Here is a 14,850-nt window from a genome sequence, read left to right on the forward strand (position 1 = left end):
ACCGTGGTACGGCCCGCCCAGCCGTCCCGGCGCGCCACCGACAACACCACCCCAGGCACCGCGACAGCCGCGGCGGTCTGCCGATCCGCCACCGTCACCCGCACCGGCACCACCGCCAGCGCCGACGTCGCCGCCAACTCCGCCCTCGTGCGCGGCGCCGCGTCGGCCGACACCTGACCAAACACCCGTACCGGCAGACCGCCCGCCGCGAAGGTGCCACCGCTGGTGTCACCGTCCGCAGAGCCACCCACCGGCCATGCCGACGGCGGCGCATCGCCCGTGGCGTACCGGCCGAAGTCCGACGGCGGGGGCGCCTTCACCGGCACCTTCGACACCGGCACCGACATGCCTGGCGCCGCCTGAGCCTTCCCATCGCCGGGATTCGGCGCCGCCTCGGCGGGCACCGATACCAGGTTGGCAACCACCAGCGCCGCGACGGTCGCCGCAGCGACTACACCGACCCAGCGGGATGAAAAGCGAACCCGGATACGTGCAGCGGACATCGAAACCCCTGGCCTTGAGAGATGTCGAATTGCCAGCGCACGTTATGCGCGGAAGCAGGGACTCGAACAGACGTCTCGCGCATCGATCACCGGATGTAATCAGCCCGATTGCGCAGAAATTGACGCACCGAGCCATCAAATTACACTTGCCAGTGACCTAGATCACTGGAAGCAAGTACGAATCGTGGCGAGCAAATTGCCTGCCACTGCGTCCGGCGTCCCGATCCACCGGTTAGTCCCGACAATCCTCGGCCGTCCCGTTTCAGCCCGCCTGACCGACCAATGGCGTCCCGTACCATCAAGCGTTCCCGACCCATCAATGAGGTAAGGGTGCAGTATTACAGGGTTCGGCAGATTGATTCCGCTTTTGGAGATCCGAAGAACGGCCAGACCACAATTCGGCTCTTGCTTCTTTCGTCGTCATCGTCCCGACTGGGGATCGCGACAGGTTTCGGGCCAAATTCCCCCGTTCATGCCCATACGCCGGGTGCGCTCGCGCTCCCGCTCACCGCGCCGATCCGGCTGCGAGTCCCAGAATTCCTCGAACTCTTTGGCCATCTCCTGCTGGCGGACGACGCCACCGATACAACTTGTGAAGCGGATGCGTCTCGAGGAAGCCATCGACGGTTGGCGAACCCGCCTGCTCGCCACCGCCGGTCGCCACCATCGCCGCGGCGTGCGGGTACCGTCGGCGTGACCAACTCGCATGGGAGCCACGCGGGCGTCACAGCGAATACCACCGGGCCATCGGGTACGCCGAGTCCTGCTGTGCGCCCAATCCTGCCGCCGACGCGACCGGAGCTGCGTGCCTGCTCGCTGTGATCGGTGCCGAGCTCGTCGCCGCAGACGGGTTTGGTCTCGGTACGATGTGGACGGTCAGAGCTTGACGTTGCCGGCGCCCTTGAGGGGTTTCGTGAGCGTCCGGTTGTCGAAGGTTGTCGCGTAGCAGCGGGCGGACCGGTCGCCGTTGTCCCATGATTCGCGGTCCGTGGGCCACCAAACGCTGCGGATCTGACGGTGGTTGGCCAGCTGTGATCTGGTCATGCCGAGGTACTTCGCGACCACCGGATCGCAGTCCGCGCCGAAGACGACGTGCATCAGGTCGGTGGTGTCCGGGTATGCCCGCGGACCGGTGACGACGATGCCCGCGAATTCGAGTTGGTGGGCGGAGGTGCACGGCGCCGGCAGCAGACCGTGCACGGGGCGGAGATCGTCCGGCTCCTCCGGCCAGATCGAACAGCCCTCGGCCAACGGTGGCGTGTCGCCGCTCAGCGCCGCCTTGAGCGAGCCCTCACGCTCGATCATTTCCGCATCTTGATCGAAGGTGTTCGCCTCGATCAGGTCGCAGTGGAAGAACCGGGCGCCGGCGGACCACTGCTCGCCCGACGGCGGCAATACCCGGAGCCGGACCCGGCCGGTATGCCGGTCGCCGCCGAGAAACGCCGCGCTGGCCGCGTCGCAGGCCGTGTACGCCTCGCTCAGGTCAACGCCGGCGGCCGGCTGCTCGTACCGTGCGGCTGGACCCGTCAGCTCACCGACCTGGATGGTTTCCGTGATATGCCGCACGTCGCAGGAGTCGACGAGCCGCATGTCCGCGGGCCTGAGATATGACATCCGCCGGCTCGAGACCTCCGGCGCGTAGCAGTCCCCGACGCGGGGCTGCCTGAATCGCGGCGCCGGCGAGGACGACGGCACCCCACCTCCACCGGCCTGGCCACCGTCCGGCGAACCGGTGCAGCCGGCGGCCAGCACAACCATCAGCGACGCGAGGATCGACAACAACGCCCGGGCGGGGCTGGGGATGGTCACGAGTCGCCACTGTCGTCCGCTGCTGGACCGATCGATGAACACTGGTCCCGGGCACGCACCTCATCGGCGACGACGGGCCGGGGCAACGCGGCCCCGACCTCGCCGGCATGATCGGGCCACGGTCCACAGCCCCGGCCTGGCGCATGCCGCCACGGCACCGGCTGGCGCTCACGCGGAACGGTGGTCGCCCAGGTCCACAATCGGTGCCTGCTGGTTGTGGGCGTCGACCGGCGGTACGGAACCTGGAGGCGAACCTGCACGAGTGCGTGCCTTCCGGTCGCCGGGGCTGCCGCACCCGCACTGGCGGCGCGCCGGTGCGGGTGGCTGGCGTTCAGGGACGGTGATCTTCGGCTTCGTCGCGGTGCCGGAGGGCTGCGGACGGACCACGAAATCGTCGGCCGGCACGATCACGGTCTCCTCGCCGGTCTCGAGCACCAGCATCGGCACACTGTCGGGTACGTCGTACTCCTCCCGTTCGGGGAAGGTCGGCATCCGGGCGGAGATGCGGACCGGGCCCGCCACAGCGATCTCCACCTGCGGCTTGGCCACCCGCACGTGCGTGCGCCGCCCGCGCTCCGAGTGGACGATACCCGTCAACCGCAGTTCGGCCAGCGCGTCGCGGACCGCGTCCCGGCCTGTGCCGTACTCCTTGGCGAGATAGCCCTCGCTCGGCAGGTCCGCGCCAGCGGGGAACTCACCGCTGGCGATGCGCGCGGCGATGTCCTCGGCGATCTGGCGATATTTCGTCACCCCGGAATACTTCTTCGCCTGCATGGCCCTAACCTACATCATTAGGGCCATGTGGCCCTAATGATGTCCTACGTTTTGGGATATGGCGCGGTAGCATGCTGCGGGACCCAGCCGGTGATCTGCGCCTGCAGGGTGGCGGCGAGGCCGGCGTCCGGCGTCGAGGCGGCGGCCACCTGCGCGTAGAAGCCCATCATGCGGCGCAGCACCCCGATGTTGTCGTGGTACTCGGCGAGCATCTCGGTGCGCCGTAGGGTGCATGGCCAGGGCTCACCGCAGCCGCCGCACCGCCATGTCGCGCGCTGCAGGGCATGCCGCAGACCCGTCCGGCGATCCCGCCGGAGCCGCGGGGTGAGCATCATGACGGTACCCCCGTGCCGCAGCCTACCGCCCGGTTGTCAGACCGCAGGTCGCCGGTGCGGTGGGTCCGTCCCCGCCGGCCGCGGCCGGCGGGGAATGCTCGGGGGTGCCGGACGTGTGGCGGCGGCGATGGCTGGCGGGTGGGCCGGCGCGGCTGCCGGACGCTTCGGGTCCGGTCCCGCCGGGCCGGCGGGGTCGCCCGGCCCGGCGCAGGCCCGCGCCGCTGCTCGGTGGCCGGCCGGGCCTGGATGGTGTTCCCGGTGCCGGGCGGTCGCTGAACGCGGTTCGGTGTCATCGGCCGGACCGGACCTGGTCGGGTGTGTAGCGGCTGCCGGCCGTGGCGGCGGCCAGGACGGCCAGGATGGCGTCGCGCAGGCCGGGCGCGGTGGCGATAGTGGCGCGCGAGGCGGTGGTGTGGTCACTGCCGTCGATGTCCATGACGGCGGCGCCGGCCTCGCGGGCGATGACGGCGCCGGCGGCCATGTCCCAGGCCCGGTTGCCGAAGGTGATCGACGCGTCGACGGTGCCGTCGGCGACGAACGCCAGGTCCACCGCCGAGGAGCCAAGCAAGCGGACGCGTTGTGCGTGGTCTGCGAGATGGGCGTGCAGCCGCAGCGACACGCGGTTGCGCTCGTCGGCATGGGCCCCGGCGCCGGCGTCGCCGATGGTGACCATCGCCTGGCTGAGGTCGGTGACAGCGGACGGGCGGATCGGCGTGCCATCGCGCCACGCGCCCAGCCCGGACGCGGCCCAATACCGCCGCCCGAGGTACTGCAGATGGATCACGCCGATGCGCGGGGTGAGCCCGTCGACGAGCGCAAGTGAGATGCCGCACAGCGGCAGGTTCCGGATGAAGTTGGCGGTGCCGTCGACCGGGTGGAGGATCCATCGGGTCGCGGTGTCGTCGGCGTCGCCGCCGAGTTCTTCGCCGAGGAAGCCGATGTGCGGGGTAGCCGCGCGGAGCGCGTCGCGGATCCGCTGTTCAACGGCCAACTCGACGTCGCTGACCATGTCGCGGACGCCCTTGGCATGGACCTGCGCTGGCCGCCCGTCGGACAGCAGCTGTTCCGCGTCGCCGACGACCTGTCGGGCAATGACCAGCAGGTCCTGCAGTTCGGTGGTCGTGTAGTGCATCAACGCTCCCTGGGAGTGGCCGGCGCGGTCAGCGCCGGGTTGCGGAACCTGCCCGGCTGTGCCGCCATCACGATCACCGCCGACATCGACACCTCAGTCCTGCTCGAGTTCTGCCGCGCCCGCGCGGGCGGCGCCGTGCGGATCCAGATCGGTGGTGAGGTGGGAGATGGCGTAGGGCTGCTGATGTGTCGGGCGGCCGGTGCAGACGCCCGGCCGGGGTAGTCAGGGCGGTGCAGCCGCCGGTGCGATGCCCATGGCCGCGCAGGATGGCGGCCTGGCGCTGGCACAGCATGCTGAACCGGTGCCAGATGCCGTCTCCGGTGCCGGCCATGTCGTTGCGGGTCGGCGACCACACCAGCCGCGCCCGGACGGTCTGGTCGTGGATTGCCGGGGCCTGGCCGACCGCGAGCCCGGCGGCGAGGACAGCCACGCCGGTGAGCGCGATCGCGGTGCGGCCGCGGTGTGCGGTTCATGCGGCCACGGCGGGTCGGCTGGTGACCAGGACCAGGTGTGTGCCAGGGTCGGCGTCCGGCGTGGCCTGCAGGCCGGCCAGCCCGGCCGCGCCAGCCGGGCTGGCCAGGACATTCGCGGCGGCGAGCCGGTCGGCCGCGGCGCGCAGCGACCGGTCGCTCACGCCGTACACGCGCCCGTGGCGCAGGTGCACGGCGGTGAGCGCGGCGCGGCCGTGGGCCGCCGACCAGCGGGCCAGCGGCCGGTTGACGCGGGTTGCGGTGACCGCCGACCGGGGCAGGTCGCGGTAGCTGTTGGGCCAGCTGGCCAGGATCGCGTTGGCCCCGGACGCGGTAACCGCGAACAGCGGCGACGGCCAGCCGCGCGCGTCGAGGGCCGCCGCAGCCGCGACGGCCGTCAGGCCCCCGCCGGTCGGTACCCACACCGCGGTCGGCGGCTCGGCCAGCTGGCCAACGGCCCGGACGAGGGCCACGGTCAACGCACGCAACGCGACGTCGTGGTACGGGCCATCGAGGTTGCCGTCCGCGATCCCGCTCGCCCCGGCCCGGCGCCGGCTGTCCGCGATCGCGTCTTCGTAGCCGCCGTCCGCGTCGACGACCTCGGCGCCGAACGCGCGGGCGGCCTCGCCGTGCTCCCCCGGCCACCGGGCCGGTTGCACGACCGTGGCGCGCAGCCCGTTCCGCCACGCCGCATGGGCCACCGCGAGCCCGTACCCGCCGCCAGAGGCGACCGTGACCCGCCGGGCACCGTCGCGGGCCACGGCTGCGACCACCGCCTCGGCCATCGGCAGAGTGTGGCTGCCGGCGTAGTTGTCGGCCAGCTCGGCCACGACCACCTGCTGGTCCGCGCGGATGCCCGGCGCCGGCCGCAGGGCGGGTGCTATGGCGGTCATCGCGGACCCGCCCTGTGTGCTGCGGCGGACACCGTCGGTTCCGGACTGTTGGCAGTGGCAAGCCCAGCATCGGCCGCCGCGTCGAACGGGTCAGGCAGGCGGCCAACGGTGCGCCAGGTCGGATCGCCGTCGGGCACGAAGCCGCCACCGGCCAGGCCGGCGTCGAGGCCAGGCACGTGCAGCGGACCCCAGATCAGGACGATGTCCTGGCCGGTGCCGAACACGGCATCCAGCGCCGTCGTGTTGCGGTCGTCGATCAGGACCTGCACGGCGGGGTCCAGTATCCGCAGCTGCTGGAGCTGCTGGCCGACGTCCGCCGTAGCGGCCGAGCGCAGCATCAGCGCGGCGCGTGCCCGGTAGCGGGCCGGGCCGTCGCGGTCGCCGTCGGGCCAGTCGACCGCCCGCAACTGGGCGTCGGCCTTGTCCCGCATCGCCGCCGTACCGACCCGGCGAGTGATCTGCAGGTAGGTCAGGTCGTGGATCTGCCAGTGCGGCGGGTACCCGAGCCCTTCGACCTGGCCGATCCATCCCAGGTCCCGCACCCGCACCAGGTCGAGCTCCCGATACCGGGTCAGGTTGGCCACGACCGCCTGCTCGTCCGGTGCGGCGTCCGCGGTGTCGGCGTCGCCCAGCAGCGCTGAGCCTTCGCTGTGCACGACCGCCCCGTCACCGGTCAGCGCGTCGATCAGGGCACGCAGCCCGGCGAAGTAGGCGGGTTCACCGACGTGCATGGTGCTGATCAGGGTGATGCGCCGGCCGGTGTCCGGGTGGACGTAGCACTGGACCTGCGTTTGCAGCTGGTCCTGGCCGTGGCCGGTCAGGCGCAAGGGCGTGGCCATGCGGGTGTGCTCCTTCGGAATGGTTGCGGATCGGGTGGGACTTCAGCGGTGGCGCCGGCAGCGGGCCGCGGCCTCGTCGCGCCGGCGTGCGTGGCAGGCGGGCGGCGGGGTGGGGCGACGCCGGGTGCCTGGTCGAGGTCGCAGCGGCAGTAGGGCTGGCGGTGGTACCAGACGGTGATCAACGCGGCCAGGAATCCCGTCACGGCGTCGTGGCCGGGTTCGTCCGGCAACGGCAGATGGAGATCCGCGGCGACGGCTCCGGCCTCGTCCAGCCGCCCACACGCAGCGAGCACGCCGAACCGCTGCATCGTCACCGTCGTCGACGAGGACGAGCCGGGGTCGTGGCGGCGAGTCCATTCCTGCCGTGCCGCGGTGGCCTGGCGTACGGCGTCGGCGCACCCGCCGACGCGGTGCCGCTGCTGCACGAGGTCCATCCGGGCAAACAGGTGGGCATGGACGTCGCCGAGGTCGAGATGCAGCTGGATCAGCTGCCGCAGTAGCGACTCGACCTCCGCGAACCGGGCCGCAGCCGGCCCGGCGGTGCCGCCGATCGCAGCCGCAACCGGGCCGCCCGCCGTACCCGCAGCCAGGACCATCACCAACCCGGCGGTGATGGCGCGCGGGAGCCAGCGCACGCGGCCCGGCCGCGGCAGGCCCAGGCCCGCCTGGCGCCGCACCGCCGGGACGAGATCGATGGTCCGCATCAGCTGTCCTTGCGGGCCGCAGCGGCCCACGTGCCGGCGCGCTTCGGGTCTTCGACCAGTTCCGCCGCCGGCTCCGCGGTTGGGTCCGGGTGCCATTGGTGGGCCCAGACCACACCTGGTGCCACGACGGTCAGCCCGTCCAGGAAGCGCCGGACACCGGCCTGGTCGCGTGGCTTGCCGGGGGTCGCGGTCCGGTTCCGGTAGACCTCGGTCGCGGCGCTCGTCGCGGCGCTGCCGGCCGGGAATGTTTCGGCCGCGCCGTGGGAGATGGCGACGTAGCTGCCGCGCGGCAGCGCGGCGACCAGCTGCCCGACCGCGTCGTACGCCTGGGCGTCGTCGGGCACGAAGTGCAGGACCGCGATGAGCAGCAGCCCGACCGGCTGTGTGAAATCGAGCATCGACCGGACACCGGGATCCGCGAGGAGCTGCTGCGGTTGGCGCAGGTCGCCGCCCACCGCGACGGCACGCGGGTTGCCCTCCAGCAGCTGGGCGCCTTCCGCGACGGCGACCGGGTCGATGTCGACGTACACCACCCGCGCATCCGGCACGGTGGTCTGCGCGATCTCGTGGACGTTGCCGACGGTCGGCAGCCCCGAGCCGATGTCGAGGAATTGCCGTACCCCGGCGGCGGCCAGGTACCGGACCGCCCGGCCGAGCAGTGCCCGGTTGAGCCGGGCGACCATGGGCACATCCGGTAGCTGGGCGATGACCGCCTTGGCCGCGTCACGGTCGGCGCCGAAGTTGTGCGCGCCGCCCAGGTAGTAGTCGTACATCCGGGACGCGGTCGCCGCCGGGCCTGGTTCCAGCCCGCCGGTCCAGCTGCGATCATTCATCGGCGTGCCGCCCGCGAACGGTGACTGCGCGGCCGGTCGACGGCCGGCGCTGGGGCCTCGTGCTGATGCAGGCCGGTGGGAATCATGGGCGTCGCTCCCGGAACGTGTCGCGGATCAGAGGTTCGGCGTCGGTATCACCCCGCAGGGTGGCTGGGGGCGGTCCTGGCCGCCGCGGACGCGGCGGCCAGGACCGGGGATGCTGCTACTGCTGCACGAGGTGGAGCTTGAGCCGGTCCACGATTCGGGCGCGGGCTGCGGCGTCGGCGGTGTCGGCCGGTGCCGGCTGGTCCTGTGCGTAGGGTTGCGGTTGCGCGGGGTGCAGGATGGTGGACCAGACCCACGCCCGCAGCGGCGGGTAGGTGAGGTCGGTGTACACCGACGGTTCGCTGCAGGGGTTGGTCTCGCTGGTTTCGCGGCTACTGGTACCGACCACAGCCCACCCGGTGCCGGCCTGCTGCAGGGCGGGGCCGCCGCTGTCGCCGAAGCAGGTGCCCTTGGAAACGCAGAACTCACCGATGCCGATCGGACCATCGGCGCACGCCGCCGCGGGCAGCCGGACGGCGTCGCGCTGCTGCAGCAGCCGTGCGGGCTCGGCACCCGGCGCCGGCGGGAACTCGTCCAGTCCCCACCCGGTCAGCAGCACCGGCCCGCCCTCGGGCACCGCGACCGTGGCCAGCTGCGCCACCGGCCCCGGCACCGGCGAGGTCAGCTTGACCAGGGCGTAATCGGACACCGGCTTGGCGGGCCAGTTCGTGCCCCACGCCCAACCCGGCGGCAGATAGACCTGCTCGCCGGTAACCAGAACCCCGCCGCTGGTCCGGTCGAGGCTGCCGACCCGCGCGGTCACCGCAGCGCCCGGCACCGCCACCGGCACCGGCACCGGCACCTGTTCGCTGGCGCAATGCCCCGCGACCAGCATCCACTGCCGGGTGACCATCACGCCGGTGCAGAAGCCGGTCCCCAAGCCGGGGAACACGACCTGGACGGCGGTCTCCGCGGCGTACAACCTCGGCGCTGGCGAACCGCCGACGATCGCGGCGGCGGGCCCGGCCGGGAAGACCACTGCGGCCATGGCGGCGACGATCGCGGCGAGCACCGCCAGGATCATCGGCCGTCGGACTTGTCTCAACGTCTCTCCTCGTGGATCGAAGGTGCGGGATGGTGCGGCCCGGCCCCCGTGCGGGTGCCGGGTTGCTGGTGGCGGCGGTGCCGGGTTGTGGCCGCCGGGGAGCGGGGGCAACGTGGGTTACCCGAGCCGGCGCCGCGGTTGCAGCCGCCCTCGGACGGCGGGGTCGATGCCGGGCGGCAGCAGCACGCTGTGCAGCTGGGGCAGTTGGTTGCGCAGCCTGGTTCCCCGGTCACTGGCGGGGCCTGGCTCGAGCGGGAGCGGCTGCCAGCGGACCGTCCGCACGAGCCGGACCTGGGCCTGGCTGGGCACCGCGGCCGGCACCGCTGCCACGGCCGCGACAGGCCCGACTGGCCGGCCGGGACGAGCGGCGGCGGGAGCGGCTGGGCCGGATCGCGTGGCTGGTGGCGGCCCTCCCGTGCTTGCCGGGGCCGGGCCGACGCCGGCGAGGACGGCCACGGCGAACGCCGATGGGATGCGGTGCCGCACGACGCGTCGCGTGCTCGGATGCGAGCCGGCGTGGTGTGCCAGCCGTACCGGGCGGCTGATTCGCCGGAGCGCGCCGCGGTGGCGGATAGGGCGGCGGGTCACGCGAGGTGCTCCAGGGCGTCGTCGAGCCGGTTGATGACCGTGGTCGTGGCGGCCAGCGGCAGCGCCGTGTCGCCGAGGGTGGCGTCGGCGAGCGCGGCTGCCGCGGTGCGCAGCTGCTGCCAGCCCGTCGCCCACCGCTGGGCTGGCAGGCCGTTGCAGGGGCCGTCCCCGAGCTCGTCACCGCCGCCGGCGGCGTAGGCGGCGAGCAGGCCGGTCCAGTCCGGTCGCATCCCGCCGGGGCCGGTCCACTCGATATGCAGCGTGGCGAGGTCGAGCAGGACCGGCGCGAGGGCCGCGCGGGACCAGCCGACGATGGTCCAGCCGTCCGTGGTGCGCAGCATCCGGCTCGGGTGGAGCTGGCCGTGGCACAGACCCACCGGCTGCCGGTCGGCGCAGGCCGCCCGCCGCTGCGCCAGGCTGGCCAGCGCGAACAGCCGCTGCCGCAGCTGCCCGTACAGCCGCTGGCCGCGCTCGGCGAGCTCATCGAGATGGTGCAGGGCCAGGTGCGGCAACTCGGCGAGCTGCGCGCTGCCGACCACCGGCAGCGTGCCGGTGTCCACCACAGCGCTACCGGCGCGGTGCATCCACGCGATCAGCGCGGCGGCCTCGGGAAGCGGCAGCGGCACGGTGCCCGGATCGGGCTGGCCGAGGTCAACCATGACCAGCCCGTGCCAGCCGCCGGTCACCGTGTCAGCAACCACGCCCGGGACCGGCAGCCCGGCCGCGTGCAGCGCCCGCAGCAGCGGGCCCTCGGCGCAGGCGCTCCTGGTATGCCGGGTCCGCTTCACGATCACAGTGCCGTCGGCATGCTGGTAGCGGCAGGTGACGCTGCGCGCATCGGCCCGCCCTACGTCGGCGCCCGATGCGATGTGCCGGGCGGCCGCCTCGGCACCGAACACCACGCCGAGGACCGCCTCGTCGATCAGGTCGGCCCCAGCCGTGCCGCCAGTCAGCCTGAACCGGGTCACCGGCCGGTCTCCGCGTCAAGCCCAGCCAGCAGCAGAGTGCGCCACAGCGCTGCCGCCGGCATTACCGCCGCGATGGCGGGGGCTGGGTTCAGCCAGCCGTCCCGGTCGTCACGATCCGCAGTGCCGCCGCGCCCGGGGAGCGGGGCCAGGGCGGTGGACCGGGTGGCCGGGTGACCGGCCCGGGAGACCGCCCCGTCTCTGCCCAGGGCGGTCTCCCGGGCGGTGGCGCCGCGGCGGTCAGCGGGGGACGCGCCCAGCCGCACCGCGGGAGTGGATGCTCGTTGACGTCGCGATGACGGCATCGCCTGATCCGCCCGGAAGCGCCGCTGCGGCGACCGGATGTTGCGGTCCAGGCTGGTCCAGGTCGCCGGTGATGCCGCCGGCACCGGCATCACCACAGCACCGCCGCCGGCTGGGTTGCGCCAACCGTCCCGGTCGTGGCTGCGCGGCGAGGCGGCCGTGTCCCCAGCTGTCCTGATGCTGCCGTTGTGGAAGATCATCGTTGCTCCTGCTGGTGCGGTGGTTCGGCAGCTGGCGTGTCCAGCAACAGGGTCGTCGGCGCCGCGGCCGGCGAGGCCGGCAACGTAGGCAGCGGTGGAGGCTGGGATCGGTGCTGCGGCGGCGAGTTCGCCCCGGGCGTGGACCGTGGCTACGACAACGCAGTAGCCGGTACGCGGTTCCAGGCCGGTGATGCGGTCGCCGGTCGCGGCCAGCCTGGTGCCGGGCTGCGGGGCGCTGCCCGGTGGTGATGGCCATGCCGTGCTGAGCGTCGTCGGGCCGGAGCCTCTTGCCGGCGGTGGCGTTCGGCGGGCGTGCGGGATGCGGCGGGTCATCGCGGCCGCCATCCGGCGACCGATGGGTCGGCGCGATCGAAGTCGTGGTCGAGGTGGTGGACGCAGACGCGTTGGTGGCGCAACACCGCCGTCGCGATCGATGCCATAAGCTCGAGATACGTCTCGGCGCGTGGTTCGCTGCCACCGGGATGCTCCGGGTCGGCGGCAGCCACCACCGCCTGCGCTTCGCCGACCCGGCCGCAGGCGTGCAGCAGCGTCGCCAGCTGCCACACCATCGGGACCGACGCCTCCTCCGCCGGGTCATGACGGGTGGTCCACTGCTGCCACACCACGGTGGCCTCCCGGACGGCTTCGCCGCAGCGGCCCGCCATGTGCCACTGCACCGCCAGATCCATCTGGGCCAGGTGCTGCGCGTCGATGTCGCCGCGGTCCCGATGCCGCCGGATCAGCAGGCGGCGCAGCTCGTCCGCCTCCTGGAACCGGCCGCGGCGCGCCAGGACCAGCGCCAGGACCTCGGTCGCGGTGACCGTGGCCGGGTCGTCGCCGCCGTGCAGCCGCTCAGCCGCCGTTCGGGCGTATCTCGCCCAGGCGATCGCGTCAGGCACCCGGTCGAGGGCCGGCTTGGCCAGGGTGGCGTACAGCATCGCGGCGGCGATCACGTCACCGTCAGGGCCGGCCGTGGCCGGATCGAGCGTGCGCAGCGGGTCGGCCAGCGCCGCGGCGGCGTGCCCGGGTTCGCCGGCCTCGTCCAGGGCACGGGCAAACGCCAGGACGCTGTCCCATTCCACCGGCGGTTCCGCGGTCACCGGCCACCCCGCGCGTCCGGGTACGGCGTGGCAGCCACGCCCTCGCCTGCCGGTTGGACAATCGCCTGGTCGAGACGACGGGCGCAGACCTGTTGGTGGTGCCGCACACTCAGAGCCAGCGTCGCCGCCAACAGGCGGTACACGTCATACCCGGCGTCGCCGGGCTCCGGCGGCTGCAGGCCGACCGCGGCGGCGATCGTTGCCGCCTCGGCGAACCGGCCGCACGCCAGCAGCATCGCGTTGAGCGGCAGCGCCACGGGGAGCGAGCAGCGGTCCGTCGGCTCGTGGTAGACGATCCACTGCTGCCACACGGCCATGGCGTCGCGCACCGCATCGCCGCACCGCCCGGCTGCATGCTGCTGCTGCGCCAGGCCCATCCGGGCCAGCAGATGCGCATCGATGTCGCCACGGTCGAGGTGCAGCTGGACAAGCTCGCGGCGCAGCTGGTCCGCCTCGCTCACCTCGCCGCGGATATACAGCAGCCGCGCGAGGACCTCGGTAGCCGCGACCGCGACCTCGTCACCGGCGCCGTGCACGGCGTGCGCCGCCCGGCGGGCGTACCGGGCCCAGGCGATGCCGTCCGGGACCAGCCCCGGGACCGGATCGACCATGTGCGCGTACAACACGGCAGCGGCGATCACCCGCTCATCCGGGCCGGTCGTGGCCGGGTCCAGCGGGCTGAGCAGACCGGCCGCCAGCGCGGCGGCGTCCGCGTCCTCACCGGCGTCCGCCAGGGTGTAGGCCAGGTCGACGATGCTGTCCCACGCGGCCGGTTCCGGCATGCTCATCGGACGGGCTCGCTGTTCGCCGGGCCGTACCGGGCAACCTGCCCGGACGGCGGTGTCGGCGCGGGCAGGCGGTGCAGCGGCCACCAGGCCAGGCCGCCGGGCAGTGTGCGCTGCCGCTCGGCGACCCATCCGCAGGCGCGCAGCAGCCGGACCAGATCCCCGTCGAATGCTGCGGTGTGCGCCGCGGCACGGGCGGCGTCGAGATGGTGGTGGTACCGGGCGAACAGCGCCAGGGCCCGGCGTCCGGCGGGCACACCGGTGCCGGCCACGGCGAGGATCAGCAGCAGCTGCCCGGCGGTGCCGGCGGGGACCGTGCTGTGCAGGGCGTCCTCCAGCTGCGCCCACCGGCGGGCGTAGCCGGGGTCCACGACGGCGCGGCGGGTTGCTGCCACCCGGGACAGGCCTGCCGGGGCGGTGGTCCAGGCCAGCACGCCGCCGCGGTCCTCGAGCACCAGCGCGCCGCCGGTGGCCACCGCGGACTCCACCAGCAGCGCCACGTCCCCGGTCAGCGGCTGGACGGTCCCGCCGGGAGTGAGCCAGCCGGTGACGAGCGGATGCTCCGCGAGGGTGTCGGTGAGGCTGTCCGCCGCGATCCAGGCCCACGCCGGCCCGTCGCGCACCACATGGACCTGCGCCGTCGTGGTCACCATGCCGCACCGTCCCGGCCGGTGCCCGGGAGCCGCCGCAGCCACTGCAGGGCCAGCCCGGGCGCGGCCTGGTCCACGTGGTCGGGCCGGTACCCGGCGGCGGTCAGCAGCCGGTGACCGGCCAGGTCGGTGGCAGCCGCCCACCCCGCCGCGTGGGCCGCGTCGAGGCCGGCATGGTACGCGTCGAGCACCTGCCGTGCCACGCCCCGGCGGCGGTGGCCCGGGACAGTGCCGACCGCGAGCAGGTACGCCGCCGGGCCGGCGGCCGTTGCGGCGGCAATGCTCGGCCGCCGCGACACGCCCAGCGCTGCGGTGGCGAGGGTGTTCGCGCCCGCCTCCAGCACCGCGTCGTCGATGGCATCCTCAGCGTCCAGGTCGGCGGGCAGCCAGATCGCCGCGCCCGCGCCGCTGGCGTGCACGTCCACCGCCCCGTGGATGATCGCCCAGCCGGCCAGCACGGCGAGGCCACGACGCAGCGCCGCCCGGCGGGCGTCGTGGTCCGCTCCGAGCAGCACCGCGACGGGAGATGCGGCGACTGCGGCGGCCGCGAGGACACCGGCGACGGCTGCGGCCTCCGCGGCCGTCGCGACGCGGCGGACACCGATGTGCAGCGCTGCGGCGGCGGTGGGGCGAGGACGGTCAGCGACCGGGTCGCGCGCGCCGGCCCGCGGGACGGATCGCGTCGGCACATCGGACATGGCTGCTCCAGATCGTGGGAACATCGGCTGCGGTCGCCCGGTGGCGGGCAGCCCCGGCCGGGCGCCGGGGCCGGTGCGCTGAGCCGGTGGCCCCGGCCGGTGCTTCGCGGCGCATGCCCGCACCGCCGCACGGCCGGGCC

The 14,850-nt window shown here is 73.7% G+C and carries 19 protein-coding genes; 3 read left to right on the plus strand and 16 right to left on the minus strand.

What is annotated here, in order from left to right; genetic code table 11:
* The first annotated feature begins 3 nt into the window (after positions 1–3).
* Positions 4–177 (plus strand): hypothetical protein, encoded by a 174-nt coding sequence (locus tag ACQPXD_RS48350; RefSeq protein WP_432830595.1) that lies wholly within the window; start codon positions 4–6, stop codon positions 175–177.
* Positions 178–225: 48 nt separating this feature from the next.
* Complete coding sequence (locus ACQPXD_RS48355; protein WP_432830597.1) at positions 226–363, plus strand: hypothetical protein; 138 nt, start codon at positions 226–228, stop codon at positions 361–363.
* 1,016 nt (positions 364–1,379) lie between these two features.
* Here the strand turns inward: ACQPXD_RS48355 and ACQPXD_RS48360 are convergent.
* From ACQPXD_RS48360 to ACQPXD_RS48375, 4 genes are all read right to left on the minus strand, one after another.
* Positions 1,380–2,312, minus strand: a complete 933-nt coding sequence (locus ACQPXD_RS48360) for a septum formation family protein (RefSeq protein ID WP_432830599.1) — start codon at positions 2,310–2,312, stop codon at positions 1,380–1,382.
* 168 nt (positions 2,313–2,480) lie between these two features.
* Positions 2,481–3,086, minus strand: a complete 606-nt coding sequence (locus tag ACQPXD_RS48365; RefSeq protein ID WP_432830601.1) for a GntR family transcriptional regulator — start codon at positions 3,084–3,086, stop codon at positions 2,481–2,483.
* A gap of 44 nt (positions 3,087–3,130) precedes the next feature.
* Positions 3,131–3,298, minus strand: a complete 168-nt coding sequence (locus ACQPXD_RS48370) for a hypothetical protein (RefSeq protein ID WP_432830603.1) — start codon at positions 3,296–3,298, stop codon at positions 3,131–3,133.
* Between the two features lie 412 nt (positions 3,299–3,710).
* Positions 3,711–4,553, minus strand: coding sequence for an inositol monophosphatase family protein (locus ACQPXD_RS48375; RefSeq protein ID WP_432830605.1), 843 nt, complete (start codon positions 4,551–4,553; stop codon positions 3,711–3,713).
* Positions 4,554–4,568: 15 nt separating this feature from the next.
* On the opposite strand from ACQPXD_RS48375, the gene ACQPXD_RS48380 reads away from it, so the two are divergent.
* Complete coding sequence (locus ACQPXD_RS48380; RefSeq protein WP_432830607.1) at positions 4,569–4,775, plus strand: hypothetical protein; 207 nt, start codon at positions 4,569–4,571, stop codon at positions 4,773–4,775.
* Positions 4,776–5,022: 247 nt separating this feature from the next.
* Here ACQPXD_RS48380 and ACQPXD_RS48385 read toward each other — a convergent pair whose 3' ends face one another.
* From ACQPXD_RS48385 to ACQPXD_RS48440, 12 genes are all read right to left on the minus strand, one after another.
* The gene (locus tag ACQPXD_RS48385; RefSeq protein WP_432830609.1) at positions 5,023–5,916 is read right to left on the minus strand and encodes a pyridoxal-phosphate dependent enzyme; all 894 of its coding nucleotides are present in this window, start codon (positions 5,914–5,916) and stop codon (positions 5,023–5,025) included.
* Positions 5,913–6,755: a hypothetical protein gene (locus ACQPXD_RS48390; RefSeq protein WP_432830611.1), complete on the minus strand. Its 843-nt coding sequence runs from the start codon at positions 6,753–6,755 to the stop codon at positions 5,913–5,915. Before ACQPXD_RS48390 ends, ACQPXD_RS48385 begins: the two co-directional genes overlap by 4 nt.
* Entirely contained in the window at positions 6,734–7,459 is a 726-nt protein-coding gene (locus tag ACQPXD_RS48395) for a hypothetical protein (protein ID WP_432830613.1), read from the minus strand. Before ACQPXD_RS48395 ends, ACQPXD_RS48390 begins: the two co-directional genes overlap by 22 nt.
* Positions 7,459–8,292, minus strand: a complete 834-nt coding sequence (locus ACQPXD_RS48400) for an SAM-dependent methyltransferase (protein WP_432830615.1) — start codon at positions 8,290–8,292, stop codon at positions 7,459–7,461. The genes ACQPXD_RS48395 and ACQPXD_RS48400 overlap by 1 nt, the downstream gene beginning before the upstream one ends.
* A 202-nt stretch (positions 8,293–8,494) precedes the next feature.
* A complete protein-coding gene (locus tag ACQPXD_RS48405; RefSeq protein ID WP_432830617.1) occupies positions 8,495–9,421 on the minus strand; it encodes a S1 family peptidase in 927 nt (308 codons plus the stop codon).
* A gap of 117 nt (positions 9,422–9,538) precedes the next feature.
* Positions 9,539–9,751, minus strand: coding sequence for a hypothetical protein (locus tag ACQPXD_RS48410; RefSeq protein ID WP_432830619.1), 213 nt, complete (start codon positions 9,749–9,751; stop codon positions 9,539–9,541).
* 254 nt (positions 9,752–10,005) lie between these two features.
* Positions 10,006–10,977 carry a phosphotransferase family protein gene (locus ACQPXD_RS48415; protein ID WP_432830621.1) on the minus strand — a complete coding sequence of 324 codons (972 nt, stop codon included), beginning with the start codon at positions 10,975–10,977 and terminating at the stop codon, positions 10,006–10,008.
* A complete protein-coding gene (locus tag ACQPXD_RS48420; protein WP_432830623.1) occupies positions 10,974–11,477 on the minus strand; it encodes a hypothetical protein in 504 nt (167 codons plus the stop codon). Before ACQPXD_RS48420 ends, ACQPXD_RS48415 begins: the two co-directional genes overlap by 4 nt.
* A 329-nt stretch (positions 11,478–11,806) precedes the next feature.
* Positions 11,807–12,577, minus strand: a complete 771-nt coding sequence (locus tag ACQPXD_RS48425) for a tetratricopeptide repeat protein (protein ID WP_432830625.1) — start codon at positions 12,575–12,577, stop codon at positions 11,807–11,809.
* Positions 12,574–13,365, minus strand: coding sequence for a hypothetical protein (locus ACQPXD_RS48430; protein ID WP_432830627.1), 792 nt, complete (start codon positions 13,363–13,365; stop codon positions 12,574–12,576). Before ACQPXD_RS48430 ends, ACQPXD_RS48425 begins: the two co-directional genes overlap by 4 nt.
* Complete coding sequence (locus tag ACQPXD_RS48435; RefSeq protein ID WP_432830629.1) at positions 13,362–14,015, minus strand: hypothetical protein; 654 nt, start codon at positions 14,013–14,015, stop codon at positions 13,362–13,364. The genes ACQPXD_RS48430 and ACQPXD_RS48435 overlap by 4 nt, the downstream gene beginning before the upstream one ends.
* On the minus strand, positions 14,009–14,710 hold the full coding sequence (locus tag ACQPXD_RS48440; protein WP_432830631.1) for a hypothetical protein: 702 nt from the start codon (positions 14,708–14,710) through the stop codon (positions 14,009–14,011). Before ACQPXD_RS48440 ends, ACQPXD_RS48435 begins: the two co-directional genes overlap by 7 nt.
* Positions 14,711–14,850: the final 140 nt, after the last annotated feature.

Origin of the sequence: Dactylosporangium sp. CA-092794, from assembly GCF_050948465.1 — a bacterium.
In the GTDB taxonomy this organism is placed as follows: Bacteria; Actinomycetota; Actinomycetes; order Mycobacteriales; family Micromonosporaceae; genus Dactylosporangium.